Annotated in this window: 24 protein-coding genes and 2 tRNA genes; 9 read left to right on the plus strand and 17 right to left on the minus strand. The window is 65.4% G+C overall.

Annotated elements, in window-relative coordinates:
- Positions 1-23 precede the first annotated feature (23 nt).
- The 3 genes from ACSSV8_RS06760 (at position 24) to ACSSV8_RS06770 (ending at position 2,741) form a co-directional block, all read left to right on the plus strand.
- Positions 24-98 (plus strand) — tRNA-Asn (locus tag ACSSV8_RS06760).
- A gap of 175 nt (positions 99-273) precedes the next feature.
- Positions 274-2,439, plus strand: a complete 2,166-nt coding sequence (locus ACSSV8_RS06765; protein ID WP_454281934.1) for a hypothetical protein — start codon at positions 274-276, stop codon at positions 2,437-2,439.
- Positions 2,436-2,741, plus strand: a complete 306-nt coding sequence (locus ACSSV8_RS06770; RefSeq protein ID WP_354539563.1) for a hypothetical protein — start codon at positions 2,436-2,438, stop codon at positions 2,739-2,741. Before ACSSV8_RS06765 ends, ACSSV8_RS06770 begins: the two co-directional genes overlap by 4 nt.
- Here the strand turns inward: ACSSV8_RS06770 and ACSSV8_RS06775 are convergent.
- A tRNA-Leu gene (locus ACSSV8_RS06775) sits at positions 2,720-2,804 on the minus strand. The genes ACSSV8_RS06770 and ACSSV8_RS06775 overlap by 22 nt on opposite strands.
- A gap of 170 nt (positions 2,805-2,974) precedes the next feature.
- Here ACSSV8_RS06775 and ACSSV8_RS06780 point away from each other — a divergent pair.
- Positions 2,975-3,448 carry a Hint domain-containing protein gene (locus tag ACSSV8_RS06780; RefSeq protein WP_454281935.1) on the plus strand — a complete coding sequence of 158 codons (474 nt, stop codon included), beginning with the start codon at positions 2,975-2,977 and terminating at the stop codon, positions 3,446-3,448.
- Positions 3,449-3,549: 101 nt separating this feature from the next.
- Here ACSSV8_RS06780 and glyS read toward each other — a convergent pair whose 3' ends face one another.
- The 4 genes from glyS to ACSSV8_RS06800 form a co-directional block, all read right to left on the minus strand.
- On the minus strand, positions 3,550-5,844 hold the full coding sequence (gene glyS, locus ACSSV8_RS06785) for a glycine--tRNA ligase subunit beta (RefSeq protein ID WP_454281936.1): 2,295 nt from the start codon (positions 5,842-5,844) through the stop codon (positions 3,550-3,552).
- A gap of 3 nt (positions 5,845-5,847) precedes the next feature.
- Positions 5,848-6,369, minus strand: coding sequence for a DUF6446 family protein (locus tag ACSSV8_RS06790; RefSeq protein WP_354539566.1), 522 nt, complete (start codon positions 6,367-6,369; stop codon positions 5,848-5,850).
- A complete protein-coding gene (locus ACSSV8_RS06795) occupies positions 6,369-7,121 on the minus strand; it encodes a DUF3800 domain-containing protein (RefSeq protein WP_454281937.1) in 753 nt (250 codons plus the stop codon). The genes ACSSV8_RS06790 and ACSSV8_RS06795 overlap by 1 nt, the downstream gene beginning before the upstream one ends.
- A gap of 106 nt (positions 7,122-7,227) precedes the next feature.
- Positions 7,228-8,157, minus strand: coding sequence for a glycine--tRNA ligase subunit alpha (locus tag ACSSV8_RS06800; RefSeq protein WP_454281938.1), 930 nt, complete (start codon positions 8,155-8,157; stop codon positions 7,228-7,230).
- 164 nt (positions 8,158-8,321) lie between these two features.
- Between ACSSV8_RS06800 and ACSSV8_RS06805 the strand changes: the two genes are divergently transcribed.
- Both ACSSV8_RS06805 and ACSSV8_RS06810 read left to right on the plus strand, forming a co-directional pair.
- On the plus strand, positions 8,322-10,106 hold the full coding sequence (locus ACSSV8_RS06805; RefSeq protein ID WP_454282005.1) for a serine protease: 1,785 nt from the start codon (positions 8,322-8,324) through the stop codon (positions 10,104-10,106).
- A 136-nt stretch (positions 10,107-10,242) separates the two neighbouring features.
- Positions 10,243-10,536, plus strand: coding sequence for a hypothetical protein (locus ACSSV8_RS06810; protein ID WP_354539570.1), 294 nt, complete (start codon positions 10,243-10,245; stop codon positions 10,534-10,536).
- Between the two features lie 4 nt (positions 10,537-10,540).
- Here the strand turns inward: ACSSV8_RS06810 and ACSSV8_RS06815 are convergent, their stop codons facing one another.
- The 3 genes from ACSSV8_RS06815 to ACSSV8_RS06825 form a co-directional block, all read right to left on the minus strand.
- Complete coding sequence (locus ACSSV8_RS06815) at positions 10,541-11,989, minus strand: TrkH family potassium uptake protein (protein WP_354539571.1); 1,449 nt, start codon at positions 11,987-11,989, stop codon at positions 10,541-10,543.
- Positions 11,990-12,044: 55 nt separating this feature from the next.
- On the minus strand, positions 12,045-12,278 hold the full coding sequence (locus ACSSV8_RS06820) for a DUF1127 domain-containing protein (RefSeq protein WP_354539572.1): 234 nt from the start codon (positions 12,276-12,278) through the stop codon (positions 12,045-12,047).
- A 199-nt stretch (positions 12,279-12,477) separates the two neighbouring features.
- Positions 12,478-13,506 (minus strand): zinc ABC transporter substrate-binding protein, encoded by a 1,029-nt coding sequence (locus ACSSV8_RS06825; RefSeq protein ID WP_454281939.1) that lies wholly within the window; start codon positions 13,504-13,506, stop codon positions 12,478-12,480.
- A 56-nt stretch (positions 13,507-13,562) separates the two neighbouring features.
- Between ACSSV8_RS06825 and ACSSV8_RS06830 the strand changes: the two genes are divergently transcribed.
- The 3 genes from ACSSV8_RS06830 to ACSSV8_RS06840 are packed head-to-tail and all read left to right on the plus strand — an operon-like array spanning position 13,563 to position 15,642.
- Complete coding sequence (locus ACSSV8_RS06830; protein ID WP_454281940.1) at positions 13,563-14,081, plus strand: transcriptional repressor; 519 nt, start codon at positions 13,563-13,565, stop codon at positions 14,079-14,081.
- Positions 14,078-14,854: a metal ABC transporter ATP-binding protein gene (locus ACSSV8_RS06835; RefSeq protein ID WP_354539575.1), complete on the plus strand. Its 777-nt coding sequence runs from the start codon at positions 14,078-14,080 to the stop codon at positions 14,852-14,854. Before ACSSV8_RS06830 ends, ACSSV8_RS06835 begins: the two co-directional genes overlap by 4 nt.
- A complete protein-coding gene (locus tag ACSSV8_RS06840) occupies positions 14,854-15,642 on the plus strand; it encodes a metal ABC transporter permease (protein ID WP_454282006.1) in 789 nt (262 codons plus the stop codon). Before ACSSV8_RS06835 ends, ACSSV8_RS06840 begins: the two co-directional genes overlap by 1 nt.
- 36 nt (positions 15,643-15,678) lie before the next feature.
- Here ACSSV8_RS06840 and ACSSV8_RS06845 read toward each other — a convergent pair whose 3' ends face one another.
- The 9 genes from ACSSV8_RS06845 to ACSSV8_RS06885 form a co-directional block, all read right to left on the minus strand.
- The gene (locus ACSSV8_RS06845; protein WP_354539576.1) at positions 15,679-15,888 is read right to left on the minus strand and encodes a hypothetical protein; all 210 of its coding nucleotides are present in this window, start codon (positions 15,886-15,888) and stop codon (positions 15,679-15,681) included.
- Between the two features lie 125 nt (positions 15,889-16,013).
- Entirely contained in the window at positions 16,014-16,700 is a 687-nt protein-coding gene (locus ACSSV8_RS06850) for a hypothetical protein (RefSeq protein ID WP_454281941.1), read from the minus strand.
- Between the two features lie 178 nt (positions 16,701-16,878).
- A complete protein-coding gene (folE2, locus tag ACSSV8_RS06855; RefSeq protein WP_454281942.1) occupies positions 16,879-17,979 on the minus strand; it encodes a GTP cyclohydrolase FolE2 in 1,101 nt (366 codons plus the stop codon).
- Between the two features lie 181 nt (positions 17,980-18,160).
- Entirely contained in the window at positions 18,161-20,146 is a 1,986-nt protein-coding gene (rpoD, locus tag ACSSV8_RS06860) for an RNA polymerase sigma factor RpoD (RefSeq protein ID WP_354539579.1), read from the minus strand.
- A 117-nt stretch (positions 20,147-20,263) separates the two neighbouring features.
- On the minus strand, positions 20,264-22,216 hold the full coding sequence (gene dnaG / locus ACSSV8_RS06865) for a DNA primase (RefSeq protein ID WP_454281943.1): 1,953 nt from the start codon (positions 22,214-22,216) through the stop codon (positions 20,264-20,266).
- Positions 22,217-22,256: 40 nt separating this feature from the next.
- Positions 22,257-22,544 (minus strand): DNA primase, encoded by a 288-nt coding sequence (locus tag ACSSV8_RS06870; RefSeq protein WP_454281944.1) that lies wholly within the window; start codon positions 22,542-22,544, stop codon positions 22,257-22,259.
- Positions 22,545-22,597: 53 nt separating this feature from the next.
- Complete coding sequence (locus ACSSV8_RS06875; protein WP_454281945.1) at positions 22,598-23,161, minus strand: sarcosine oxidase subunit gamma; 564 nt, start codon at positions 23,159-23,161, stop codon at positions 22,598-22,600.
- On the minus strand, positions 23,154-26,078 hold the full coding sequence (locus tag ACSSV8_RS06880) for a sarcosine oxidase subunit alpha family protein (RefSeq protein ID WP_454281946.1): 2,925 nt from the start codon (positions 26,076-26,078) through the stop codon (positions 23,154-23,156). The genes ACSSV8_RS06875 and ACSSV8_RS06880 overlap by 8 nt, the downstream gene beginning before the upstream one ends.
- Positions 26,075-26,335 (minus strand): sarcosine oxidase subunit delta, encoded by a 261-nt coding sequence (locus ACSSV8_RS06885; protein ID WP_454281947.1) that lies wholly within the window; start codon positions 26,333-26,335, stop codon positions 26,075-26,077. Before ACSSV8_RS06885 ends, ACSSV8_RS06880 begins: the two co-directional genes overlap by 4 nt.
- Positions 26,336-26,361: the final 26 nt, after the last annotated feature.

A 26,361-nucleotide genomic window follows, 5' to 3' on the forward strand; every position in this document is an offset into this window, starting at 1 on the left:
GCATTGCTATACGGCCCACGTGTTCCGGCGTAGCTCAGCGGTAGAGCAGTTGACTGTTAATCAATTGGTCGTAGGTTCGATCCCTACCGCCGGAGCCAAAATCTCAAATCACCCTTGATTTCATTGGGAAATCCCGAAGCGGAGTCGCAGATTCCGCCTCTGGTGCCCGGTTAGTGCACGAAATGGTGCACAAATCGGTGCACAGACCCGTGCACGACCCGGTTCATGCCCGACTCCACGATGCCCTGCAATCGCATCGGAGGCCGTCCGCCCATGACCGGAATCGCACATGTCCCCTATCTCGAGAACCGCAAGCCCGGGTTTCTCTACCGACGCCGCATCCCCGCGCGCCTGTTGCGCCCAAATGCCCGAAAATCCGGCACTTTTCCATCGTCACGCAACACCAGTCCCGGATCCTGCCTGTGTGTCTCCTTGCGAACGCATGTCCCAGCCGACGCGAAGGCCCTCGCAACCCGCCTGACGGCGCTTTGCGATTTCGCCTTCGCCCTGGCGATGGAGACGGACATGCAGCACCTGGGCGACACCGAGATCCGCCTGCTGGAACACCTGGCCCGGTTCGAGGTCGAGGCGCACGCTGCCGCGCGGGCCCTCGCGGCCCCACGGTCGGAGCAGGCGGCCCGGCAGGCCGCCGCAAGCCAGCAGGCCACACAGGATCTCGTGCGCCGCGCACTGGCCACCGGCGATTGCGAGATCGCACGGGCCCCGCTGCAGGCCATGGCCGCGCAACTGGGTGTCACGCTCGACGACTCCTGTGACAGCTGGCGCGTCCTCGCGCTCGAGGCCACGCGGATCCTGCTCGATGTGAGCCGGGAGCGCGAACGCCAGGAACTGGGACAGTTCGAGACGCCAAGCCCCATCTTCATCTCGGCGCGCAGAAACGCGGCCCACTCGCAAGGCAGGAATACCCCTTACGGGACCGCGTTCGCGCCGACCGCCCCTGTCCCGCTCATGAGCGCGATGGTTGCCGCGGCAGCCACACAGGCTGCGGTGCCCCTGGCGGAGATCATGCGCGGTGCGCCGTCTGCGCCAGCATCTGCAGTCACCCCATCAGGAAAGGACGAGACGGTGGAATTCACCACAGATACGCACGCACGCCGCACCGATGGTTCGACGTCCGGCAACCCCTGCGCCGCGCATCATCACTGTGCGGCAGACGCGCCCGCGATGCCGCTCCAGCCGGCCCCGGTTGCGGCGATGCGATCCGATGCCACGACCGACATGCAGAAAGCCTCGACCTCGGTCCCGGCATCCGATCCGTACGGCGCGCAGGTCTACGAGGCTGCCGGATGGACCGGTCTCGACGCAGACACGGCGCGCCGCGTCGAAATGCGCCCGCCGCGCCTCGAGAACATCGACTTGCGGGTTCTGAGCGAGAAGAGCCGGAAGGCCCTCGAGAAGCCGCGCGGGATCGCGCTCGAGGAAGCCATCGACCTCTTCTGCGAACTCAAATGCGTGGGCTATGGCTCTGATTTCACCAGGGAACAGGTGGCGGACCCGGCAGCCGGAAAGAAATGGGAACGTGACAATGGCAGCAAGCCGAAGTTCGCGCGCTCATTCTGGCCCGAGTTCCTCGGGACGGGCGCGGTGGAGCAGATCGCAAAGAATGATCTTCGCGACGCGTTGGCCCTCCTTCCGCGCATCCCCGCCAAGCACGGCAAGGGCCAGGCGAAATATCTGGCCGATCACGGCTACCAGGAGCTCGTCGAACGCATCGACTCGGAAGAGGAATCCGATACCGTTGCCAATCTCGAGGCGCTCGCGGCGCGCACGACTGTGACCGAGGCGGATCGCGAAGATGCGCGGCGCAAGGCGCTGCAGAAGCGGCTGCGCTCCGAAACGCAGATCAAGCATCGCCGGTTCCTGCTCTCCGTGGGCACGATGTGCATGGAGCTGCAACTCGCGGACAAGAACCCGTTCGAGATCCTCTCGGTTTCGAACGATGACAAGAAGCGCATGGCGGCCTCCGAGGAAAAACGCGCACGGACCGTCTGGGACGATCGGATCTATACCCTGTTCTCCTCGCCGGTGTTCCAGGGCGAGATCGACGAACCCGGCGAGCCGCTGTTCTGGCTGCCGCTTTTCGGGCGGCTCATGGGGTTGCGCGAAGAGGAGGGGGCGCAACTTTCGCCGGGCGATTTCGGAAGTGATCGCGGGATCCAATTCCTTGACATCAAGTGCACCGATGCCAACCACATCAAGACCGAGGAATCCCAGCGCCGTATTCCGATCCACCCGCAGCTGCTCGAGCTCGGGCTGCTCGAGCTTGTCGAGATGCGCCGTCGGCAGGGCCAGAGCCGTCTCTTCCCGCACATGACGCGCGGCAGGACCAAGGGCAAGTTCTCCGAGAATTTCTCAAAGACGCGAAACTTCCCGATGACATTCCCGACCACGACATCCGCAAGACGAACCTTGAGATGATCCGCGCCGATCTTACTGGCGACGTCCGCGCGCGGATCGTGGCACGGGATTTCCGGGAATTGACGGGACGCGAAGATCTTTCCGCCATGGAAGTCATGACGCTGATGAATCTCATGATCGAGGGCAAGGCCGCCGCCTGGAATCGTTGTGACGAAGCGCTTGCACCCATGGCCAGGCTTTTCCCGAGCCCTGCGACACTCACGGGAAAACGGTTATCGACCTATAAAAACCGCCTTTCCATTCAAGATGTTGGCGGGACTCTTCAACCAGAAAAGAGATTTGGTGCGGGTGGAGGGACTTGAACCCCCACGCCTTGCGGCGCCAGAACCTAAATCTGGTGCGTCTACCAGTTTCGCCACACCCGCAGTGCCCGCACACTTGGCGCAGGCAATCCGGTCTCTAGCAAAGCGTCACGCCAGTGGCGAGGAAAAACTGTCGGCGCGATGCCGGACAGGGTCGAAAAAAAGGCACGACATTAACCGGATATTGCCATATTCTGGGTCAAAACTGAGGCAGTAACAGAGCGAGATACGCCATGAAACCGGATACGGTCGGGCGTCCGGGCGGCACAGTTGCCGTTCTTGACCCTTTGCAGGAGGCCGGTCTGTGGACCGGCGGCATTCTTCTCACCCTTCAGGGCGAGCGTCGGATCGACGATCTTCGTTGCGGTGACCGGATCGTGACGCGCGACGCGGGCATGTCCGTGCTGCGCGGGATCACGCGGCGGCGGGCGCGCGCGGCAATGGTGCGTATCCGCGCCGGGTCGCTCGGCCACACGCGGCCCGAGCGCGACGTGATCCTGCCCGCGGGCCAGCCGATCCTGGTGCGCGACTGGCGGGCGCAGGCGCTTTTCGGGACCGATCAGGCCATGGTCCCCGCCGCGCGTCTTGTGGATGGCGCGTTTGTCACCCATGTCGGCGCGGCGGAGGTCGATCTCTGGCAGCTTGATTTCGACAGCCCGCACATCCTTTACCTCGACGGGCTGGAAGTGGCGAGCGCCGCGCGCTGACGGCGCTCAGCCGATAGCGGCATGACCACGAGGGGGCCGCCCGGACCGCAAGGATGGGCCTGGGCTGGGCTCCGCTGTCGGGCCGGATGACGGCGAGGCCCCTACCCCTCCAGCCGCGTGAGGTCAGCGGCCTGCAGGCAGATGCTGCGGATACGGCTCAGGAGGTTGAGGCGGTTGCGGCGGATCACCGGACTGTCGACATTGACCTGCACCGCGTCGAAAAACGCATCAATTGGCGCGCGCAGGGCGGCCATGGCGGCCATGGCGCGCGCGAAATCCTCTGCCGTCAGCGCCTGCCCGATCTGCGGTTCGGCAGTATCGAGGGCGGCGAAAAGCGCCTTTTCCTCATCCGTTTCGGCAAATTTCACATCCGCGCCGTAGGAATATTCGACCCCGTCCTTGTCCTCGGCTTGGCTCAGGATGTTGTTGGCCCGCTTGAAGCCCTGCAACAGGTTTTCGCCATCCTCCGTGCTCAGGAACGCCCCGAGCGCGCGGGCGCGGTGAACGAGCAGGGTGAGATCGTCATTGCCCTCCATCGCGAGGCAGGCGTCGATCACGTCATGGCGGAGACCCTCGTCCTTGAGATGGACCTTGAGGCGGTCGTGGAGGAACGTGAGGAGGTTGGCGACAAGCTTTGTTGTCGGAACAACTGAAATAAACTCACCCATATGACTTTGAGCATCATAGTCATAATCCGGACCCTCGCTGGGAAAGCCCAAGAACAACTCTGCTGCCTCGCGGCTTGGATCAACCAAAATGCCTTCAACAAAATAGTCCGTCGGCAGGCCAGTAACACTGAATGCCAAGTTTCCATGACTCACGGTTTCGTCATAGAGGCGTTGCATAGTATTCCACGAAATCAACAATTCTTGGTGCATTTTGCGAAGGATTGGTAACAACTCAGCTCTTACCCCATTCCCCAACACCAACCGGATCACCCCCAAGGCCGCCCGGCGCAGGGCGTAGGGGTCTTTGGAGCCGGTGGGCTTCTCGTCAATCGCCCAGAAGCCGGTCAGCGTGTCGATCTTGTCGGCGAGCGCCACGGCGACCGAGACCGGGGCGGAGGGCACGGCGTCACCCGGCCCCAAGGGCTTGTAATGCTCTTCGCAGGCTTCGGGCACGCCGTCGTCATGGCCTGCGGCCTGCGCGTAATAGCGCCCCATCAGCCCCTGCAATTCGGGGAACTCACCCACCATCTCGGATTGCAGATCGGCCTTGCACACCCGCGCGGCCTCGGCGGCCAGATCGGGCTTGGCCCCGACCAGCGGTGCGATCTCGCGCGCCAGCGCGGCGATGCGCGCCACCCGGTCGGCCTGTGATCCAAGCTTGTTGTGGAATGTCACGTCGCGCAGCCCCTCGGCCATGCCTTCAAGGCCCCGCTCGCGAACCGTGCGCAGGTCATTTTCCCAGAAGAATTTCGCATCACTGAGCCGCGCCGCCAGTACCTTCTGATTGCCCGCGAGGATGGTCGCGCCATGATCCGCCGTCTCGACATTGGCGACGGTGACAAAGCGTTCGATCCGGCCGGTCCCGGGGTTCCTCACCGAAAAGAACTTCTGATGCTCGCGCATACTGGTCTGCAACACCTCGGGCGGCAGATCGAGAAAATCGTCCCCGATCCGCCCCATCAGCACCACGGGCCATTCCACCAGACCCGCCACCTCCGCCAGAAGCGCGCGGTCCTCGACCACCTCAAGCCCGGCGGCAAAGGCCTGATTGGTGGCCTCCTGCCAGATCGCCTCGGCCCGCTCAGCGGCATCAAGCACCACATGCGCGCGCTTGAGCTTTGCGGTGTAATCCTCGAAGGACGTTACAGAAAACGCGTCAGGTGCCATGAAGCGATGCCCGCGTGTGGTATTGCCCGCGCGGATGCCGTCCACCTCCATCTCCACCAGCTGTGCCGCGCCATCCTCGCCGGTCAGGATGCACAGGACCCCGTGCAGCGGGCGCACCCAGCGAAGCGAACCGCTGCCCCAGCGCATCGACTTGGGCCACGGGAAATTGCGGATCAGCTTTTCCAGCTCTTCGGCCACGATCTCGGCGGCGGGGCGTCCGGGCCTGGTGAGGGTGGCGACATAGAACTGGCCCTTTTTCTCGTCGCGGATTTCGAGATCGTCGCGGGTGACACCGGCCCCGCGCAGAAACCCCTCGATTGCCGTCTCGGGCGCACCCAAGCGCGGGCCCTTGCGCTCCTCTCGGATCGTCGGGCTGGTCGCAAGCAACCCCTGCACCGTCAGCGTGAGCCGTCGGGGCGTGGCAAAGGCCGCGGCACCGGCATAGGTCAGCCCGGCCTCGACCAGCGCCTCGGTCAGGCGCGCGCGCAGGTCCTCGGCGGCGCGGGCCTGCATCCGGGCGGGGATTTCCTCGGAGAAGAGTTCGATCAGAAGATCGGGCATGGCTCAGTTTCCTTGCGGGGGCTTGGGGCAATCCGCGGGCGCGGGCTGGCCGTCAAAGACGATCTCGCCGCAGCGGTTGATCTGGTGCCAGGCATGGCCGCGCCCGTCCTCTGCGATGGCGATGATGCGGTCGATGCCGTATTGGATGTTTTCCTCGCCCATGTAGGCGCGCGCGCGTCCCTCGCCGAGGGCGGCCCCGAGCGCCTTGGCGTCGAAACAGTCAAACCAGCCGGGCGCGTTGAGCGGTTCCGCCCCCGGATAGGGGACAAGGCCCACGTCCTGCGGCAGGTGCGCGGTAAAGCAGGCGCGGAACCGGATGGGGGAGCTATCTGCGTCGATGGCGCGGAAATCGGACACGGGAAGGTCGATGACATCGCCGCTCGCCAGCGTGATCTTCATCTCCACCACGCCGCCATCCCGGGTCAGCAGCACCTCGTCGTAGAAGTGATAGACCTGGAGATAATAAAGCGCCCCCCCGGCAAGCGCCGCCGCGAGGAGAATGGCAATGCTCAGGATCTTGCCCATCAGATCAATCGTCCCCCTCTGGTGACGCAATACGGACAGTCGCAAAACGTGCCCGCCTCCTTGCGGTGCAAAAGCCCATGCACGACGCCGCCCTCGGCGTCAAACGTATCGTCGATCACGTTGAAAAACTGGTCGTCCCCACGCTCGAATTTCTGCCAAAGCGCGTATGATACAAGATCGGCAAACTGGATCGCGCGTGTTGCGGCGGAGTCCACGAACATCGGCACATCGGCGAGACTGTGCAGAATGCCGTAGCGATGCCCAGATTTGCCAAATTCCGTCGCCAAGGCCTGCAATCGGGTTTCGCGGGTCGATTTGTCGAGGATGATAAGCCCGCGTTGCTTGTTTCCCTTGTGAAACTCGCGTTTAAGAAAGGCGTCGAAACGGCTGCAAATCTGTTCGAACGCGAACTCGATTGGATCTTCGGGCGAAATTGCCTGCTTATCGACAACCACACCGAAAAGCGCCCAGGTTCCCATGAGTTTTCTGCACTCTGCAAGTGCATGTCGGATATGGGTGTGACGCTGCTCACGCGGCCTCACCGACCGCCAGAACCCTTTCCCGGCGAGCATGTGGCTTCCGTGGAATTCGAGACGCTCGTGATCCTGCGGACAAATCTCCTTGGCAAGTCGGTCGAGACCTGCGCTCAGGTAATGAACCTGACGCTCGAATAGGCATATACCAGAAAGGACGAAATGCCTTTCCTGAGCCGAATTAACTGAGCCTGCGTCATCAAGGTAAAGAAGATACATGAAAAAAGGCAGCCGAGTGAGAACCTTGTCCCAACGGATCGCTCTAGGCAATCCTCCCGACCGCTACCCTCCTATGTGATGATTTGTTGCTGTTTGTCAACACTGATCACGCCGCATACCCCCCCGCTTCGGTCATCACGAACGCATCGGCGCATTGTTTGGCCAGTGCGCGCACGCGGCCGATATAGGCCTGCCGCTCGGTCACGGAGATGACGCCGCGCGCGTCGAGCAGGTTGAAGATGTGGCTGGCCTTGATGCACTGGTCATAGGCGGGATGCGCCATGACGATGCACTTGCCCGTCTTGGGGTCCTGCGCAGGGGCGGCGAGGATGGCCGCGCATTCGGCCTCGGCCTCGGTGAAATGCCGCAGCAGAACCTCGGTATCGGCCACATCGAAGTTGAAGCGTGAATATTCCTCCTCGGTCTGGCGGAACACGTCGCCATAGCGGAGCGGAATGGGCGCGTCCGGGTCGTTGAACGGCATGTCCATCACATGATCGACGCCCAGCACATACATCGCCAGCCGTTCCAGCCCATAGGTCAGCTCTCCCGGCACGGGGTGGCAATCATGCCCGCCCACCTGCTGGAAATAGGTGAACTGGCTCACCTCCATGCCGTCGCACCAGACCTCCCAGCCCAGCCCCCAGGCGCCCAGCGTCGGGCTTTCCCAGTCATCCTCGACAAAGCGCACGTCGTGCAGCGCAAGGTCGATGCCGATGGCCTTGAGCGAGCCGAGATAGAGCTCTTGCAGATCGGGCGGCGAGGGTTTGATCAGCACCTGATACTGGTAATAATGCTGGAGCCGGTTGGGATTCTCGCCATAGCGTCCGTCGGTCGGCCGCCGCGAGGGCTGCACATAGGCCGCCGCCCAGTGCCGCGACCCCAAGGACCGCAGCGTGGTGGCTGGATGGAACGTGCCCGCGCCCACCTCCATGTCATAGGGCTGCAACATCGCACAGCCCTGCCCCGCCCAATAGGTCTGAAGCCGCAGGATGATCTCCTGAAAGCTGCGCGGCTTGGCCGTGTTGTCCGTCATGCGCGGGCCCCCCGAAATTGACGCCCTTACCTAGGCCGGGTGCCGGGCATGGTCAACGCGGCTTGTGGCGCGCGGGCGCGCATATTTGGGATGCATCGGGCGGGGATTTTGCTAGAACCGGCAAGACCCGGCCATTCCGGCCGTCCGAAGACCACTTGGGAATGATGATCATGCGTTTTGTTGCGGCTTTTGTTCTGTTGTTGCTTACCCCCATTGCGGCGCTTGCCCAGACCGGCCCGGAGGCCGAACCGTTGGTCTTTGTCCAGATCGAGGCGCAGCCCAGCCTTGCCGAGGCACAGGCGCGGGCGCGCGATTACGCGCGCAGCCTGCCGGATGTGAACGGGTTTTCGCTTGGGCGGGGCTGGTATGCCATCGCCCTCGGACCATACCGCGAGGAAGAGGCCGCGCGCGTGCTTCAGGTCTATCGCAGCGAGGGTGTGATCGCGCGCGACAGCTACATCGCGCAGCCCTCCGATTTCGGTCAGCAGTTCTGGCCGGTGGGGGCCAATCTGCTCGAGCGCGTCACGCCTGCGCCCGCCCCGATGCCCGAACCCGACACCGCCCCCGACGTGGCCGCGCCTGCCCCGGCCCCCATCCCTGCCCCCGTCCCCGAACCCGAACCCGAACCCGACGAGACCCTGCGCGAGGCCCGCGCCAGCGAGGCGCAACTGAGCCGCGAGGAGCGTGCCGCACTTCAGGTCGCGCTGGAATGGGCCGGGGTCTATCAGGGGGCCATCGACGCGGCCTTCGGGCCGGGCACCCGCAATGCGATGGCGGTCTGGCAGCGCCAGAACGGGGTGGAGGCAACGGGCGTTCTGACCACGCGCCAGCGCGCGATGCTCCTGCGCCAGTATAACGCCGTTCTGGAGGGGCTCGGCCTCGAGACGGTGCGCGACGCGCAGGCGGGTATCGAGATGCGCCTGCCGCTTGGCGTTGTCGCCTTCGACCGGCACGAGGCACCCTTTGCCCATTACCCTGCCTCGGGCGATCTGCCCGCGCAGGTGCTGCTGATCAGCCAGCCGGGCGACCGCGCGACCATGAGCGCGCTTTACGACATCCTGCAAACCCTTGCCATCGTCCCGGAGACGGGCGCGCGTCAGCTTGACCGCGACGGGTTCACCCTCACCGGCGAGGGCAGCCGGATCGTCTCGCAGACCCGGGTCTGGCTCGAGAATGGCGAGATCAAGGGCTTTACCCTGGTCTGGCCCGCGGGTGACGAGGAACGGCGCACGCGGCTGCTGGCGGAAATGGAGCAGAGCTTTGCCCGCCTGCCCGGCACGCTTGCCCCTCTGGCCGCCCCGGTGAGCGCGCAGCGCATGGATCTCGTGGCGGGGCTTGAGGTGCGCCGCCCCAAACTCTCGCGCTCGGGCTTTTACGTGGATGCGCGCGGGGCGGTCCTGACGGCGGCGGAGGCCGTCGCGGGCTGCGGACGGATCACGCTTGACGAGATCCATGACGCGACGGTCGCCCATCTCGACGCGGATCTCGGCATCGCCATCCTGCGCCCGCGCGAGACGCTCGCGCCCATGGCGTTCGCCCGCTTTCAGGAGGCCGCACCGCGGCTTTTGTCGCCGATCGCTGTCGCGGGTTATTCCTATGAGGGGATTCTCGGCGCGCCAAGCGTGACCTTCGGGCAGATATCAGAGCTTGGCGGGCTGGCGGGCGAGAGCCATCTCAAGCGCCTGGCACTTGCCGCCATGCCCGGCGATCTCGGCGGGCCGGTGGTCGATGCGGGCGGCGCGGTGCTGGGAATGCTTGTGCCCGGCGCGCCGGAAGGCCGCAGCCTGCCCGAGGGCGTGAGCTTTGCCGCCGGCAACGGCGCGCTGCAAGAGGTGCTGGCGCGGGGCGGCGTCACCGCGCAGACCACCCGCGAGACCGGCGTTCTCTCGGCCGAAGCGCTCAGCGACCGCGCCTCGGCGATCACCGTGCTTGTGAGTTGTTGGGAATAATTCTCTCTAAACGCCGTTTTCCTGACATGAACGCGACGCGCACCGGCCTGCCAAGGGTGGCGTAATCGGGTTCAGGTCACAGCCTGGCGCATGGGGCGTCACGCGTGGCAGCAGTCAGGAAAACGGAGAGAGATCCATGACCAAATCCCGGAACATCGCCGCACTCGCCCTTGTCTCCCTCGCCGTCGCACCCGTGGCGCAGGCCCAGCAACAGCCGAATTACGGCGGCTACACCACCGCCATCAAGGGCGGCACCAGCAAGGTGATGCCGCCCGCAACGCACGCGGGCCAGTGGTGGACGCATCCCTCGGGTTGCGAGTATTCGCGCACGGGCCGCCCCGGCGAGGTGGTGTGGTATCTCATCATCAACACCGCGCGCCCCGAGTGCCCCACCTATATCGCCATCCGTGGCGGGCGCGACGTCTATTGACGGCTCAGGGACGCCAGAACCGCGGCAGAAGCAGAACGATGACGGCAAGGATCTCCAGCCGTCCCATCAGCATCGCCGCGATCATCAGGGCCTTCGCCGTCTCGGGGAATGCCTGCACCGAACCGGTCGGCCCCACGCTGGGGCCGAAGGCCGGACCGATGTTGAATATCGCGGTCCACGCCCCGGTGATCGATTCCATCAGCGTCAGCCCGGTCAGTTCCAGCGCGACCGAGAAAAACCCGAGCGACAGGATATACATGGTGAAAAGCAGCATCACCGATTGCAGCACCTCATCCTCGACCCGCCGCCCCTCATGGCGCAGCACCAGCACCGAGGAGGGATGGAAGATGCGCCGCGCCTGCTGGCCGAGCGCGCGCAGCATGATCTGATAGCGGAAAATCTTGATCGAACAACCGGTGGAACTGGTACAGCCGCCGATCGCGCCCACGATAATCAGGATGGCGAAGGGAAAATTGCCATAGGCCGTCACATCGCCATCACCAAAGCCCGTGCCGGAAAAGATCGAGACCATATTGAACAAGCGCTCGCGCAACCGCTCTTCCTCGAAATGGCCGAGCGCAAGGATGTCATAGGCAGCCAGCAACGCGAAGGCGTAGATCAGCCAGCGGATATAGGTGCGCACCTGGGTATCCTGGAGAAGCGGGCGCAGATTGCCCTGCACCCCCTGCATCATGCGCACGAACGGCAGGCTGGCCAACACCATGAAGAGCGCGCAGGCATATTGTGGCGCGCCGGGAAATGCCCCGAAAGAGGCGTCCGTGGTGGAAAACCCGCCGGTGGACACAGTGGTGAGCGCGTGCACGGTCGCCTCGAACGCCTCCATCCCGAGCGCGAGATAGGTCAGCGTGAAGACTGCCGTGAGACCCAGATAGATGTTGAGCACGCCCTTGGAAATGTCGATCGTGCGCGGCAGCGCCTTGCCCAGCGTGTCAAACCCCTCGGAGCGAAAGAACTGCATCCCGCCCACCCGCATTTCAGGCAGAAAGACAAGGGCCACGATGACAATCCCCAGCCCGCCCAGCCATTGCAGGATGCCGCGCCACAACAGCAGCCCCTTGGGCAGATCGTCCAGCCCCGTGATGACGGTGGTTCCCGTGGTTGTCATGCCCGACATCGACTCGAAGAACGCATCGATAAAGCCAAGCTGCGTTTCGCCCAGCATGAAGGGCATGGCACCGAAGAGCGGCAACGCCACCCAGACGGTGGTCGTGAGCAGAAAGGCCTGCTGGATATTCAGGCCACGCCCCACCGAATTGCGGCACGACAGCGCCACCAAACCCCCGGCGAGGCAGGTCACGATCATGCTTTCCGCAAAGACCGGCCAATGGTCGCGCCCCTCGGCGATATCGACCAAAAGCGGCAGCCCCATGGTCAGGCCCATCGCCATCACCATGAGCCCGACCAGATATCCCACGGGGCGCATATCAAACATAAGGCGCAGCCTTGGCGCGCGCCTTCGCGCCTGTCAAGACGCTTGCGCCGGCACCTCAGTGCGGCTCCGGCAGCACGTCCTCGAATACGAAAGCCGGGATGTCACGGCGTTGCAGCCCCATGGCGGCCAGATCGCGATCGCTCAGCGATTGCAGGCGCATGACGCTTTCAACGCGCCTTTGCGAGAGCATGTAGCCATTCATGCCCGCCGCGCGTTCGGCCAGGAACAGGTCAAGATCGCGCCGCCATCCGGCGGGCAGAAAACGGGGGGTAACGCAGGATATGGTCATCGGGTGCCCTTCTCGTCGTTTGCAAGGGTCCCCTCCCTGATCCCCATTCTAGCCCGGATCGGTCGCGGTGCCGCAATTTTCTGTTCACGGGGACAGATTTTCGCATCCCGGGCTTTTCGCGCACCGTCGATGTCACCGTCCGGTCCCTGGCCGGGCGGTGACGCAGGACAGGCCGCCGACCCGGCGGCGCATGTGGCGGTCATGGGGTCTCGAGGCAGTCCGCCAGCGCCGTGGCAAGGTTGCGCAGGACGTTGCCGTAGAGCGCCGGGCCGGGTTCCTGATCAGAGCCCAGCGGATCGAGTATGCCGCTGCGCGCGTCGGACCCGTCCATGACCGTCGCCACGATGCCGGGGGCGAACTGAGGTTCTGACAGCACGCAACTGATCGCCTGTTCTGCAACGCGTGCCTGGATCTCGGCGATGCGGGCCGGGCTGGGCCGGGCGGCATCGGACAGGGATATGGCACCCGATGCCGGAAATGCGAACGCCGTCTCGAAATACTGATAGGCGTCGTGGAAGACGATGAAATTGCGGCCCCGCACCGGCTCCAGAATGCCGTTGATCTCGGCGCTCAGCGTGGCCAGTTCTTCGCGTCCGGCCGCCGCGTTGGCAAAATAGGCCCCGGCATTGTCCGGATCGGCCGCGGAGAGTTGCGCGGCGATGGCGTTCAGCCAGATCGCCCCGTTTTCCGGCGACAGCCAGGCGTGGGGGTCATGGGCGCCATGGTCGTGGCCATCGTGGCCCCCCTCATCGGCATGATCATCGTGCCCCCCCTTATCGGCATGATCATCGTGACCGTGATCATCATGCCCATGCCCAGCATGGTCTTCGCCACCTGCATGGTCCTCGCCCGCATCGGAATGCGCCTCGAACAGTGCGCCTTCGCGGAAAGGCAATTCCATGGTGCCATCGACCTCGAGCATTTCCGTGATGGCAGCACCTCCAGCCAGTGTTTCGATCGCACTTTCCAGCCAGGGCGTCAGGTCCGGGCCGATCCAGAAGACCAGATCGGCCTCCTGCAAGGCGGCGGCCTCGGACGGGCGCAGGCTGTATTCATGCGGGCTTGCCCCCGGTGCCACGATCAGCGAGGGCGCGCCCAGCCCCTGCATGACGCGCGCCACCAGCGAATGAACGGGCGCGATGTCGACGGCCACGCGCGGCACCTCCGCGAAGGCCGTTCCGCCAAGCAGGGTTGCCGCAACCGAGAGGGGAATGAGGTTTCTGGACATGTCCGGCTCCATGTGATTATATAACATTGTCGCTTGGCTACAGGAAATGAAATAACATGACAAGTGCTGTCAGTGCGGGAAACACCATGCCGAACGATCCCGTCGGATTTGAAAAACACGATCATGGTGCCTGCATCACCGAGGCAATGGCAACGGCCGAGGCGCATTGCCGGGCGCATGGCCTGCGATTCACGCCTGTGCGACGCAAGGCGTTGGGGTTGCTCTTGCAGGCGCATCGCGCGGTCGGTGCCTATGAAATGCTCGACAGGTTGCGCGATGCCGGGTTCGGCTCGCAACCGCCCGTGGCTTACCGGGCGCTCGAATTTCTCGTCGCCAATGGATTTGCGCACAAGATCGAACGGCTCAATGCCTTCATCGCCTGCGCCCATCCCGGTGCCAGTCATTCGCCTGCATTCATGATCTGCCGGATCTGTCAGTCCGTGGCCGAGGCACAGTCATCCCCGGCGCGTGGCGCGCTTGGCGAGGCGGCGCGCGCCACGGGGTTCACGATCGAACGGACGGTGGTCGAGGCGACGGGTATTTGTCCGGGCTGTGCGGACAAGGCAGACACATGAGCCTGATCGCGGCGCAGAATATCAGCGTCGGTTATGGAGCCAACATGGTGTTGCGCAATGTGTCGCTTGCCATAGAGCCGGGCGAGATCGTGACCGTCGTCGGGCCCAACGGCTCCGGCAAGACCACGTTACTGCGCCTGCTCATCGGGGCGGCAACACCGAAATCGGGACGCATCACGCAAAAGCCGGGGCTGCGCATCGGTTATGTTCCCCAGAAGCTGCATATCGATCCGACCCTGCCCATCACGGTGGAGCGATTCCTGCGCCTTCCGGGCGGCACCCCGCGCGCGGCCTGCGCCACCGCGCTGGAACGGGCCGGCGTCCCCGACCTCTCGCCCCGCCAGATGTCGGCCCTGTCGGGCGGGCAGTTCCAGCGCGTCCTTCTGGCGCGCGCGCTCATCAACGAGCCCGATCTGCTGTTGCTCGACGAGGCCACGCAGGGGCTGGATCAACCCGGCTCCGCCGCCTTCTATCTCCAGATCGAAGAGGTGCGCCAGAAAACCGGCTGCGCCATCCTGATGATCAGCCACGAATTGCATGTGGTCATGGCGGCCTCTGACCGGGTGATCTGTCTCAATGGCCATGTCTGCTGCGAGGGCACACCCGAGATCGTGTCGGCGGCCCCCGAATACCGCGCGCTTTTCGGCTCCGGCACCGGCGGCGCGCTGGCCCTCTACCGGCACGAGCATGACCACAGCCACGACGAAACCTGCCCCCATGACGACGGGCCGGATCAGCCCCCTGCCGATCCACACACGAGGGCCGCCGAATGATGCTGGATGATTTCATGACCCGCGCCGCCCTTGCAGGTGTCGGCGTGGCCCTTGCCGCGGCGCCTTTGGGCAGCTTCGTGGTCTGGCGGCGCATGGCCTATTTCGGCGACGCGACGGCCCATGCCGCGATTCTGGGGGTCGCGCTGGCGCTGGCGCTCCACATCTCGGTTTTTGCCGGGGCCGTGGCCGTGGCGCTGGCGATGGCGCTGACCGTGACCGTGCTGACCGGGCGCGGCTATGCCATGGACACGCTGCTGGGGGTTCTGGCGCATTCCGCGCTGGCCTTCGGGCTGGTGGCCGTGTCGTTCCTGTCGGGCATCCGCATCGACCTCATGGCCTATCTCTTCGGCGATATCCTGGCCGTGTCGCGCGGGGATCTGGCGGTGATCTGGGGCGGTACCGCACTGGTCGTGGGATTGATCGGCTGGCGCTGGTCGGCGCTCCTGACCTCGACCATCAGCGCGGAACTTGCCCATGCCAGCGGGATCGACCCGAAACGCGAACAACTGATCCTGACACTGGCGCTGGCCATTACGGTCGCGGTTGCGATCAAGGTGGTGGGCGTCTTGCTGATCGCGGCCATGCTGATCATTCCCGCCGCCGCCGCCCGCCCCCTGTCACGCACACCCGAGCAGATGGCGCTGACCGCCGCGATCATCGGCAGCGGGTCTGCCGTGATCGGCCTGCAGGCGGCCTATGCGTTCGACACGCCCGCAGGTCCATCCATCGTCTGCGTCGCGGCGCTCGTGTTTCTGGCGACAAGCATTCTGAAAAGCCTGCGCTCCTGACGCGCGGACACGGCCGAGGCAACGGCGCTTGGCGCTTCAGGCGTAAAACAGGTCCTTGAAGACGTGATAGGCGATATCGTCGCGACGGATGCCCATGCGGGCCAGCTCCTCGTCGGATTTCGCCTCAAGCGCCTCGATCCGGGCGCGGCGCGACTGAACCCGCGCGCTCCGCTCCATCGCATCAAGAAAACGCGCCCAGAAACCCTTGCGCGGTGCGGTGGCAATATTGGTGGTGGTCGATGCCATTTGGAAACCTCACGATTGTGATCCGTTTCCTCCCTGAGCGTTGAGATAAGTTACAGGCGCGGCCATGACGAGCGCCAAATCAGAATGGCCGGGATGCGCGGAACGCAACCCGGCCAGACAGGTCCTTATTCCGTTTCGGCTTTCGCCGGACGCTCGGGCAGAGCGGGCGGAACCGAGGGCGCACGCGGGCGCCTGGCCGCAGCGGCGGCCTCTGTCTTGGCAGCCTCTGCTTTCGCAGCCTCGGCTTTGGCAGACTCGGCGTCCGGGCTCGCCTTTGTGGCGGGAGGCGTCGGTTGTGCTGCAGACGCGGCCGGTTTCGGTGCCGGTTTCGGGGTGCTCTCAACCTTGGCGGCCGGTGCGGCCTCGGGCTTCGGCGCGGGGGTGGGCTTGGGCTCCGGCTTGGGCGCCGCCTTGGCTTCGACCTCGACCGGCTTGGGCGCAGGCGCGCTCACCGGCGCAGCCTTCGCTTCCGGGGCGGGCTTGGGCGCAGGCGCAGGCGCGACTTTTGCCTCGGGCACGGGCGTGGGTGCCGGAGCCGCCGGGGCCTCCGTCTCCACCAGTTTCACCGCCGGTTTTACCGGGGCGTCCGTCTTTGCGGTGGGTGTCGCGGCGGGACGTGCGGCGCGCGGCTTGGCCGGGGGCGTGGCGCGTTTGGCCGGTGCCTCGGCTGCCTTCAGGAACGGGCCGAACGGCGTTGCGCGCAGCCCCGCCTCGGTCACGATGCGGGCAATGCGCAACTGGCTTTCGACCAGATAGCCAGTCAACCGGATGCTGGCGGCAGACAGCTTGAGCGGCAGATCGGGTGCAAGCATGTTCTGTGATCCTCTTTGTCAGGTGACCGCCATGATGCGGCACGCAGATGACACATGCGTAACGCATGTCACGCGCTGCGTTGCAGCAAAACGCCGTCAGGTCAACTCACATTTCGCACTTGCAGCAACTTGCCGCTTATTGCCGGAGCCGCCTGCCCGGAAACCGGGCAGTCAACAATCAGGCCCCATGCACCAGCGTCTGAAACAACCGCGGCCCAAGGCTAGCTGCGGCGAATGTCTCGCCTTCGGTCAGCACGCTCACCGCGTCATGGCTGTGCAGGCTCTCCTGATGGCTGGCCACCACGCGGAAATCGCCGATCCGCGGGTCGGCCAGCAATTGCTCGCAAAAGAGCCGCGCCGCATCCTCGACAAAGATCGGATTGGCCGCGTTCAACTCGGCGAAGGCCTGCTCATCCTCGCGCTTGACCATCACTTGCGTCTCGGTCGGCACGGCGCGGCGGGCAAGCTCGATCAGGTCCTCGAACCACAGGCAATCGCCCTCGACCACTTCCACCGAGAGCCGCGCCACCGAGCGTTGCGAATGCGGGGTGGCGAGTTGCCCGCGCGCGGTGCGCGCATGTTCGCTCAGTTCCAGCGAACAGGGGCAGGTCGAGGAATAGACGTAATCGAGATGCATGAACTTGCGCTGAACGCCGTTCTGACTCACCAGTTCCAGCGCGATATCGTAATACTGATACCCCTCCAGCCCCGAACGCAGCGAGCGCACCCTGGCCGGATAGGAAAGCCGCATCTGCAACCGCGCGTCGAGCGTTTCGAGATCGCTCAGGTAATCAGCGAGCGCCGCCGCCATCACCTCGAAGCTGAAGGTTTTTTCCGCGTGCTTGTAGAAACTGCGCATGATCCGGGACATGTTGATGCCCTTCTTGCCCGCCTCGAGGCTGACCGTGCCGGTGACCGAGGTCTCGAGCGTCAGATCGCCATTGTCGCGGGTGTGAAAGCGGATGGGCAGGCGGAAATTGGAAATGCCCACATGCTGCAATTGCTGCCTGGTGCCCCGGATCAGCGAGGAGGGACCGTTCTGAAGATCGGGCAGTGTCGCGCGATAGGCGTCGTCCACCGCAAAATCCTGCGGGTAGGTGCGGGCAAGCGTGGGATAGTTCGACACCTCGCCACCGGGCAGAAGCCGCGCGATGGCCGGGTCCAGATCGGCCACTTCTTCGGGGGTGGCCGAGGCCGCCCACGCCCTGAGCCGCGCGAGGGCTTCCCTGGCCTCGTCCCGGTCGGGGGCGGGCACCATGTCAGAGGGGTGCATGTTCATTCGGAAATTTCCCTGTCCGCTCGTCACGAAGGAAACATAAGCCGTTTCCCCCGTGATTGCCATTCACGTAGTTTGTTACGCTCAAAGCGACAGGGCGGATCATTTGCGGGGCGGTATTTTGCGTGCGCGGCCGACATTTCACGCAGCCTCAGCAACTCACTCAGGCCAACAAAAATCCACCTCACTGATCCAGAAAACTCCGCAGCTTCCGCGACCGGCTGGGATGTTTCAGCTTCCGCAGCGCCTTTGCCTCGATCTGGCGGATGCGTTCGCGGGTGACGGAAAACTGCTGGCCCACCTCTTCCAGCGTGTGATCGGTGTTCATGCCGATGCCAAAGCGCATCCGCAACACGCGTTCCTCGCGCGGTGTGAGCGAGGCCAGAACCCGCGTCGTGGTCTCCTTCAGGTTGTCCTGAATGGCGCTATCGAGCGGCAGGATGACGTTCTTGTCCTCGATGAAATCGCCAAGCTGGCTGTCTTCCTCGTCCCCGATGGGCGTCTCGAGCGAGATCGGCTCCTTGGCGATCTTCATCACCTTGCGGACCTTTTCGAGCGGCATTTGCAGCTTTTCGGCCAGTTCCTCGGGGGTGGGTTCGCGGCCGATCTCGTGCAGCATCTGGCGGCCCGTGCGCACCAGCTTGTTGATCGTCTCGATCATGTGGACGGGGATGCGGATGGTGCGCGCCTGATCGGCGATGCTGCGCGTGATCGCCTGACGGATCCACCACGTCGCATAGGTCGAGAACTTGTAGCCCCGGCGATACTCGAACTTGTCCACCGCCTTCATCAGGCCGATATTGCCTTCCTGAATGAGATCAAGGAATTGCAGCCCGCGGTTGGTGTATTTCTTGGCGATGGAAATGACCAGCCGCAGGTTGGCCTCGACCATTTCCTTCTTGGCCTGACGCGCCTCTTTCTCGCCTTTCTGGACCTGATTGACGATGCGGCGGAACTCGGAGATGTCGAGGCCGACATATTGCCCGACCTGCGCCATGTCGGCGCGCAGTTCCTGCACCTTGTCTTCGCTGCGCTCCATGAACATCTGCCAGCCGCGCCCCGGTCGCGTGGCCATATCCTCGAGCCAGTTCGGGTCAAGCTCGCGCCCGCGATAGGCCTCGATGAACTCGGCGCGGTTGATGCGCGCCTGATCGGCCAGCTTCACCATGGCCGAATCAATCTGCATGATCCGGCGATTGATGCCGTAAAGCTGGTCGATCAGCGCGTCGATGCGGTTGTTGTGCAGATGCATCGAGTTGACCAGTTCGACGATCTCCGAGCGCAGCGTCTGATAGATCGCCTCCTGATCGGAGGAGAACGACCCGTCCTCGTTGAGCGTGGCCGAAATCCGGCTGTCCTGCATGTCGCTCAACTGCGCGAAATCCTCGGCGATGCGGTCGAGCGTTTCCAGCACGCGCGGCTTGAGCGCGGCCTCCATCGCGGCAAGGCTCATATTGGCCTGCTCGTCGTCTTCCTCGTCATCCTCGCGCTGGATCGGGTTGCCGTCGGCATCGACCTCGTCCTGCCCCCCGTCCCGCAAGCCTTGCGACGGCGGGGCGCTCACGTTGGCGGCCACCACCGGCTCGGCCCCGTCCTCGTCGCCAAGCTGGTTGCCGAAGGTCGCCTCGAGATCGATCACATCGCGCAGCAGGATGTCTTCGCCCAGAAGTTCGTCACGCCAGATGGTGATCGCCTGAAAGGTCAGCGGGCTTTCGCACAGGCCCGCGATCATCGTGTTGCGCCCGGCCTCGATGCGTTTTGCGATGGCAATCTCGCCTTCGCGGCTGAGCAGTTCCACGCTGCCCATCTCGCGCAGATACATGCGCACCGGATCGTCCGTGCGGTCGAGCTTTTCTTCCTTGCCCGAGCCGAGCGTGATCTCGCCGCGCCGCCCGATTTCGGCGATGGCAGTGGTCTTGCCGTCTTCTTCCTCGGCCTCCTCTTCCTCGATGATGTTGATGCCCATCTCCGAGAGCATCGACATCACATCCTCGATCTGCTCCGAGCTCACCTGATCGGGCGGCAGGACCTGATTGAGCTGATCGTAGGTGATGAAACCCCGTTCGCGCGCCTCGGCGATCATCCGTTTGACCGCAGCCTGCGACATATCGAGCGAAACTTCGGCGTCCTGATCGTCGGGCTTCTGGTCGTCGGTATCCTTGGCGGCCATGCGCATCTCCTTGGCTTCTGCGGGCGGGGTGATTCGTTAACGCGAATCAATAGCGCGGTAAGGTGATTCGCACACCCGTCTACCCGGTATTTCCCTTGTCTTCCTCACGAAAATTTCTCAGCGTGGCGGTTTGCCCATGCCCAGCCGGTCCAGAAGGGCGGCGAATTCCGCCCGTTCCTCTCGTTTGAGCCGCGCGCCATTCTCACCCGTGTCATATTCAGTCCTGTCCTCATGCTGGCTGCGAATCGCGCGGTTGCGCGCCTCCGCCGCCTGCCGGAGCCGCCACGTCACCGTCTCGTCGGCCAGCCCCTCGATATCCTCCACCGCCTCGCGCAACTCGGCCTCGGCACCCTTGACCGCGCTCAGCTTGGCAAATTCCTCGCGCAGCGTCAGCGCGGCGCGCTCGGCATCATTGGGATGGCGCACCGGCGGTGAAATGGCGACGTGGGGCAGGCGCATCAGCTTTTCAAGAGGACCGTCCCCGATTTCCGCCGTGATCTGCGCGCGCAAGGTCTCGGCCCCGGCATGGGCATGGCGCAGGATCGCCGCCCGAAGAGCGGCGTGCTCGGGGTCGCGGCAGTCCATCCGTTCGATCTGCGGCTCGAACTCCTCGGCCATCTCGGGACAGGACATCAGCGCGGCAAGAATCACCGCCTCGCGCAGCCGCACCGCCTCGGTGGCATCGGCAGAGACCAGAGCCGAAGATATCGTGCTGGCACGGGCGTTTTCGGGCGGTTGCCACCGGCCCTTGCGCGCACCGCTTTGCGGGGAACGGGGCGCGCGGCGCGGGTTGAAGAGCTGCCAGCGCAGATCCTTGAGTTCACGCTCGTAAAAGCCCCGAACGGAGGGATCGCGTATCCGTCCGGTCGCCTCAAGGCAGACCCGTTCCAGCGCCGCCTTGCGCTCGGGGCTGTCGAAATTTCGCCCCTCGGTCTCGCGCCGCCACAAAAGCTGCACCATGGGCTGTGCGCCGTCGATCAGCGTCTGCATCGCCCGCGCGCCGCCCGCGCGCAAGAGATCGTCCGGGTCCTTGCCCTCGGGCATGAGCACGAAGCGCAGCGATTTCCCGGCCTCGAGCAGCGGCAGCGCCAGATCGACCACGCGAAGCGCGGCGCGCAGCCCGGCCTTGTCGCCATCAAGCGCAATGAGCGGTTCATCGGCGATACGCCACAGCATCTGCACCTGATGCTCGGTCACGGCAGTGCCCAAAGGGGCCACCGCCGCCTCGAACCCGTCCGCCACCAGCGCGATCACGTCCATATAGCCCTCGGCCACGATCAGCGGCTGCCCCTTGCCCGCCGCCTCGCGCGCAGGGCCGTGGTTATAAAGCGTGCGGGATTTGTCGAAAAGTTCGGTCTCGGGGGAATTCAGATACTTGGCGGTGTCACCGGGGTCCATCGCGCGCCCGCCAAAGGCGATGCAGCGCCCGCGCGCGTCACGGATCGGAAACATGATGCGGTTGCGAAACACGTCATAGGGTTTGCTGCCCCTGTCGCTTTCCTTCGCCAGCCCGCAGGCGAGGATGAGGTCAGGGGGCACGCCCTTGCCCGTCAGGTGATCCCAGAGCCCCTGCCAGCCACCCGGGGCAAAGCCAAGCTCGAACCGCTCCTGCACCTGCGGCGCCAGCGCGCGGCCCTTGAGATAGTCGCGCGCAGCCGCCCCCGCCCCGCTGCGCAATTGCAGGCCGAAATATTTGACGGCCTGCTCCATCACCTCGGTCAACTGCCCGCGCCGGTCGGCCTTGGCTTGCGCCTGCGGGTCGCGCTCGGGCATCGGCATCCCGGCCTCGGAGGCCAGAATGCGCACCGCTTCGATGAAATCGACATTCTCGGTCTCACGGACAAAGGAGATCGCGTCGCCCTTGGCGTGGCAGCCAAAGCAATAGTAAAACCCCTTTCGGTCATCCACATGAAAAGACGCGGTTTTTTCCTGGTGAAAGGGGCACGGTGCCCACATGTCACCCTTGGCCGGATTGGATTTGCGGTTGTCCCACAGGACCTTGCGGCCCACGACCTGCGTGATGGACAGGCGCGATTGCAATTCGTCGAGGAATCCCGGTGGCAGGCTCATGCCCTATATATCGGCCCCGGCTGCGCGACTGTCCAGTGGGTCACTGCGCCTCGCATTGCGTGACCCAGGACCCGGCCACATCCTTTTGCAGATCGGCCTCGGGCAGATCAAAGACCCAGTCCACGATGGGCGGCACGGCGGGCGCATAGGCCGCTTGCGCCGCGCCCAGGCCATCTGTGATCCCGGCCTTGGCCGCCTCTGCGCCCTGCCCCGCCTTGCGCGCCTCGACGGCGGCGGCGACGATCTCGCCCGTGGGCGCGCAGATCGGGTTTTGCGCCGTGGCGGCAAGGGGCAAGGCGATGAAAAGGCAGGCGAAGAGGGCGCGCATGATGGGTCTCCGGCATTGATCCGGGCGCAGTCTAGGCCAGATCAGCGGCCGTGTCAGCGCCCAGGGACAGGGGAATTTCGCCGCGCCGCGACCCGTGCCATGGCGATGGAAATCTCATGCACCAGCGTTCCGGCCATGGATCGGAAACCCATGATTTCAAACGCCTGCCGCTCGACCCGCGTGATCGCCGCCGCCATGTGACCCAGATCGCTGCGCGCCGTCTGCCCCACGCCGAAAACGCTCTCGCGCAGATCGAGCGGGGTCAGGCGCGCCAGCACATCGCCCGCCCCGGCCCCGTCCAGCCGCAGCACCGCCCAGCCGTCGGACTGATCGCCGAGCGCCGCGTGCTCCGCCAGCCCCGCCCCCGGCGCAACACCGATGAGCAGCGCCAGATCGAGGCCGAACCACTGCACCCGCGACGCCCCTTGACCGATCACCTGCCCCGGCGCGGGCCAGCCCAGCCCCTGCGCGCGCAGCATCCCGTCAACCGCAGCCGCCTGCCCCTTGAAGGGCGCGACGGATGTGATCGGCCCCAAGGCAACCTCCGAGAGGCGCAGAGCGCCGACCGTGACCGGCACCAGCCCCGCGCAAGGGCTTTTCTCCACCAGATCAGCCACGCATCCGCCCTCCCTCGGGATCGACCCAGCCGGGCGCGCAGACCTCGCAGACCGTGGCAGAGCCGCGCAGATGATCGACCGCGCGCACCCGTTCGCCGATCCGCGCCCGCCCCCGCGCAAGAAACCCGAGCGCAATCACATGCCCCAGCGTAGGCGAATAGCAGGTCGAGGTCACATAGCCCCGATCGTTGGCACTCACCGCCTCGGCCCCCTCGTCGAAAAGATGCGCCCCGGCGAGGATCTCGCGCACCTCGCCCACGGGTTTCAGCCCCACCAGTTGCTCGCGCCCCTCGTCCACCAGCCCCGGACGCGAGGCCGCCGCGCGACCGATGAACTCCTTGGCCTTGCTCATCATGCCCTGCATCCCGATGTCAAAGGCCGTGACCCGGCCATGGATTTCGGCATGGGTGATGAACCCCTTCTCGATCCTGAGCACGTTGAGCGCCTCCATCCCGTAGGCCCCGCCGCCCAGCGCCTCGGCCCCCGCCACCAGCCGCTCGAAAAGCGCGGTGCCAAAGCGCGCGGGCACGGCGATCTCATAGCCCATCTCGCCGGAGAACGAGATACGGAAGAGCCGCGCCGCAATGCCCCCGATCCGCACCGGCGCATAGCCCATGAACGGCAGGTCGGGCACCGCCTCCAGAACACCCGCCAGCATCTCGCGCGCCTTGGGTCCCGCGACGGCGAATTGCGCCCACGCTTCCGTGACAGAGATCGTCCGCGCATCGAGATCGGGCCGCAGCACCTGAGCCGCGAAATCAAGGTGCTTCATCACCTGCCCCGCCGCCGCCGTGGTGGTGGTCACAAGGTAATGCGCCGCACCCAGTCGCGCGCAGGTGCCGTCATCCATCACATGCCCGTCCTCGCGCAGCATGAGACCATAGCGCACCCGCCCCTCGGCCAGCTTCGACATGGCGTTGGTATAGACGAAATCGAGGAACCGTGCCGCATCAGGGCCTTGCACATCGATCTTGCCAAGGGTCGAGACATCGCAGACCCCCACCGCCTGCCGGACCATCGCCACCTCGCGGTCGCAGCTTTCGCGCCAATGGCTCTCGCCCTTGCGCGGGAAATAGCTTGGGCGATACCACAACCCCGCCTCGATCATCGGCGCACCACGCGCGACGGTGGCGTCGTGCGAGGTGGTCAGCCGCTCGGGCGCAAAGCTCTTGCCCGTCGCGCCCGCCCCCATGGCGGCAATCGGAACGGGCACGTAAGGCGGGCGAAAGGTGGTCGTGCCGGTCTCGGGGATCGTGCGCCCCGTGGCATCGGCCAGCACCGCGAGTGCCGCCACGTTGGAATTCTTGCCCTGATCGGGGGCCATTCCTTGCGTGGTGTAGCGTTTCATATGCTCGACCGAGCGGAAATTCTCGGCAGCCGCCTGCTCCACATCCTTGACCGTCACATCGTTCTGAAAATCGAGCCAGGCCCGACCCCGCCCCGGCACATGCCAGAGCGGCAGGATGTCATAGCGCCCGTCCTCTGCGGCGGGCAGATCGGGAACCGGCGGGCTGAGGCCCAGCGCCTCGGCCGCGCGCCGCCCCTCGGCAAGCCCGCTCTCAAGACAGGCACGGGTGTTGAAATGCCCCGCCGCCGCCCCCGCGACGCGCAGCCCCGGCACTGCCCCCTCGGGGGCAAGGAACGCGGCACGCCCCTCGTCCCAGACCGGCCGCGCGCCCATATGACAGGCCAGATGCACCGTCGGGTTCCAGCCGCCCGACACCGCCAGACAATCGGCGGCGAGCCGCACCTCGCCCTTGGCCGTGGCGAGCGTCACCGCCTCGAGCCCGCGCCGTCCGGCTGTGCCGCAAACCCGCGCGCCCTCGTAGACCGGCACATCGAGCGCACAGGCCACCCCGGTGCGCGCCTCAACGAGCGCCGCCACATGCACGCCCGCGCCCTGAAGATCGGCCACGGTGCGATGCGCGCCGTCGTTATTGCCGAAGACCACGGCCGATTGCCCCGGTGCCACGCCCCAGCGGTTGAGATAGGCGCGCACCGCGCCTGCCATCATCACACCGGGCCGATCATTGTCGGCGAAGGCCACGGGCCGCTCCAGCGCCCCCGCCGCCAGCACCGCGCGCCGCGCGACGATCCGCCAGAAACAGCCCCGTGGCGCGCCGGGCTGTGCCGCGAGATCCGGCCCGCTGCGCTCGAACGCGCCATACGTGCCACCGTCATAGGCCCCGGTGACAGCGGTGCGCGTCATGATCCGCACATTGGGCATGGCCGCCAGCCGTGCCGCCAGCCCGGCCGCCCAATCCGCGCCCGCCTGCCCGTCCACCTCCTCGCGCTCGGCCAGAAGCCGCCCGCCGGGGGCCGTATCCTCCTCGGCGAGGATCACATCCGCCCCCGCCTCGGCTGCCGCCCAAGCCGCCATCAGCCCCGCAGGTCCCGCCCCGATCACCAGGAGATCACAATGGGCATAGGCGCGCTCATAGCCGTCCTCGGCCGCCACGCCCGACAGGGCCCCCAGACCCGCCGCGCGCCGGATCGCAGGCTCGTAAAGCCGTTCCCAGAAGGCGCGGGGCCACATGAAGGTCTTGTAATAGAAGCCCGCGCCCAGAAAGGGCGCCAGCAGATCGTTGACCGCCAGCACATCGAAGCCGAGCGAGGGCCAGCGGTTCTGGCTCCGCGCCTCCAGCCCCTCATGCAACTCCACCACCGTCGCGCGCTGATTGGGGGCCTGCGCCGCGCCGCGACCCACGGTCACCAGCGCATTGGGTTCCTCGCTGCCTGCCGTCATCACCCCGCGCGGGCGGTGATACTTGAAGGACCGCGCCACCATGCGCACGCCATTGGCCAGCAGCGCCGACGCCAGCGTGTCGCCCGCAAACCCCTCATATCCCTGCCCGTCGAAGGAAAACCGCAACGCGCGGCCCCGGTCGATCCCGCGCCCCCGGCCCTCGATCCTCATGCCCCCGCCTCCCCGCGCGCAAGCCGCGCCGAAACAACAACATGGCTCACCGTGTCGCGCGTGACCCGCAGCCAGGCCCCGCACCCCTGCCCGTGATACCAAAGCTCGTCGGTCTCGCCTGCCGGGTTGTCGCGGTTGTGCAGGTAATCGTCCCAACCGGGGCCCCAGTCGTCGCCCGCAGGCCGCATCAGCGACGCGCCCAGATAGCTGAATTCCCGGATATCGCGCGCACCGCAAAGCGGACAGGGTAGCCTCATCGCGCCTGCTCCTTCATCGTTCCAGA

The sequence above is a fragment of the Roseovarius sp. MBR-79 genome (genome assembly GCF_053628555.1).

Bases quoted from the DNA above. Each gene is read 5' to 3' on its own strand.
- ACSSV8_RS06765 (WP_454281934.1), top strand. From the start codon at position 274: ATGACCGGAATCGCACATGTCCCCTATCTCGAGAACCGCAAGCCCGGG.
- ACSSV8_RS06770 (WP_354539563.1), top strand. From the start codon at position 2,436: ATGATCCGCGCCGATCTTACTGGCGACGTCCGCGCGCGGATCGTGGCA.
- ACSSV8_RS06780 (WP_454281935.1), top strand. From the start codon at position 2,975: ATGAAACCGGATACGGTCGGGCGTCCGGGCGGCACAGTTGCCGTTCTT.
- glyS (WP_454281936.1), bottom strand. From the start codon at position 5,844: ATGCCCGATCTTCTGATCGAACTCTTCTCCGAGGAAATCCCCGCCCGG.
- ACSSV8_RS06790 (WP_354539566.1), bottom strand. From the start codon at position 6,369: ATGGGCAAGATCCTGAGCATTGCCATTCTCCTCGCGGCGGCGCTTGCC.
- ACSSV8_RS06795 (WP_454281937.1), bottom strand. From the start codon at position 7,121: ATGTATCTTCTTTACCTTGATGACGCAGGCTCAGTTAATTCGGCTCAG.
- ACSSV8_RS06800 (WP_454281938.1), bottom strand. From the start codon at position 8,157: ATGACGGACAACACGGCCAAGCCGCGCAGCTTTCAGGAGATCATCCTG.
- ACSSV8_RS06805 (WP_454282005.1), top strand. From the start codon at position 8,322: ATGATCATGCGTTTTGTTGCGGCTTTTGTTCTGTTGTTGCTTACCCCC.
- ACSSV8_RS06810 (WP_354539570.1), top strand. From the start codon at position 10,243: ATGACCAAATCCCGGAACATCGCCGCACTCGCCCTTGTCTCCCTCGCC.
- ACSSV8_RS06815 (WP_354539571.1), bottom strand. From the start codon at position 11,989: ATGTTTGATATGCGCCCCGTGGGATATCTGGTCGGGCTCATGGTGATG.
- ACSSV8_RS06820 (WP_354539572.1), bottom strand. From the start codon at position 12,278: ATGACCATATCCTGCGTTACCCCCCGTTTTCTGCCCGCCGGATGGCGG.
- ACSSV8_RS06825 (WP_454281939.1), bottom strand. From the start codon at position 13,506: ATGTCCAGAAACCTCATTCCCCTCTCGGTTGCGGCAACCCTGCTTGGC.
- ACSSV8_RS06830 (WP_454281940.1), top strand. From the start codon at position 13,563: ATGACAAGTGCTGTCAGTGCGGGAAACACCATGCCGAACGATCCCGTC.
- ACSSV8_RS06835 (WP_354539575.1), top strand. From the start codon at position 14,078: ATGAGCCTGATCGCGGCGCAGAATATCAGCGTCGGTTATGGAGCCAAC.
- ACSSV8_RS06840 (WP_454282006.1), top strand. From the start codon at position 14,854: ATGCTGGATGATTTCATGACCCGCGCCGCCCTTGCAGGTGTCGGCGTG.
- ACSSV8_RS06845 (WP_354539576.1), bottom strand. From the start codon at position 15,888: ATGGCATCGACCACCACCAATATTGCCACCGCACCGCGCAAGGGTTTC.
- ACSSV8_RS06850 (WP_454281941.1), bottom strand. From the start codon at position 16,700: ATGCTTGCACCCGATCTGCCGCTCAAGCTGTCTGCCGCCAGCATCCGG.
- folE2 (WP_454281942.1), bottom strand. From the start codon at position 17,979: ATGAACATGCACCCCTCTGACATGGTGCCCGCCCCCGACCGGGACGAG.
- rpoD (WP_354539579.1), bottom strand. From the start codon at position 20,146: ATGGCCGCCAAGGATACCGACGACCAGAAGCCCGACGATCAGGACGCC.
- dnaG (WP_454281943.1), bottom strand. From the start codon at position 22,216: ATGAGCCTGCCACCGGGATTCCTCGACGAATTGCAATCGCGCCTGTCC.
- ACSSV8_RS06870 (WP_454281944.1), bottom strand. From the start codon at position 22,544: ATGCGCGCCCTCTTCGCCTGCCTTTTCATCGCCTTGCCCCTTGCCGCC.
- ACSSV8_RS06880 (WP_454281946.1), bottom strand. From the start codon at position 26,078: ATGAGGATCGAGGGCCGGGGGCGCGGGATCGACCGGGGCCGCGCGTTG.
- ACSSV8_RS06885 (WP_454281947.1), bottom strand. From the start codon at position 26,335: ATGAGGCTACCCTGTCCGCTTTGCGGTGCGCGCGATATCCGGGAATTC.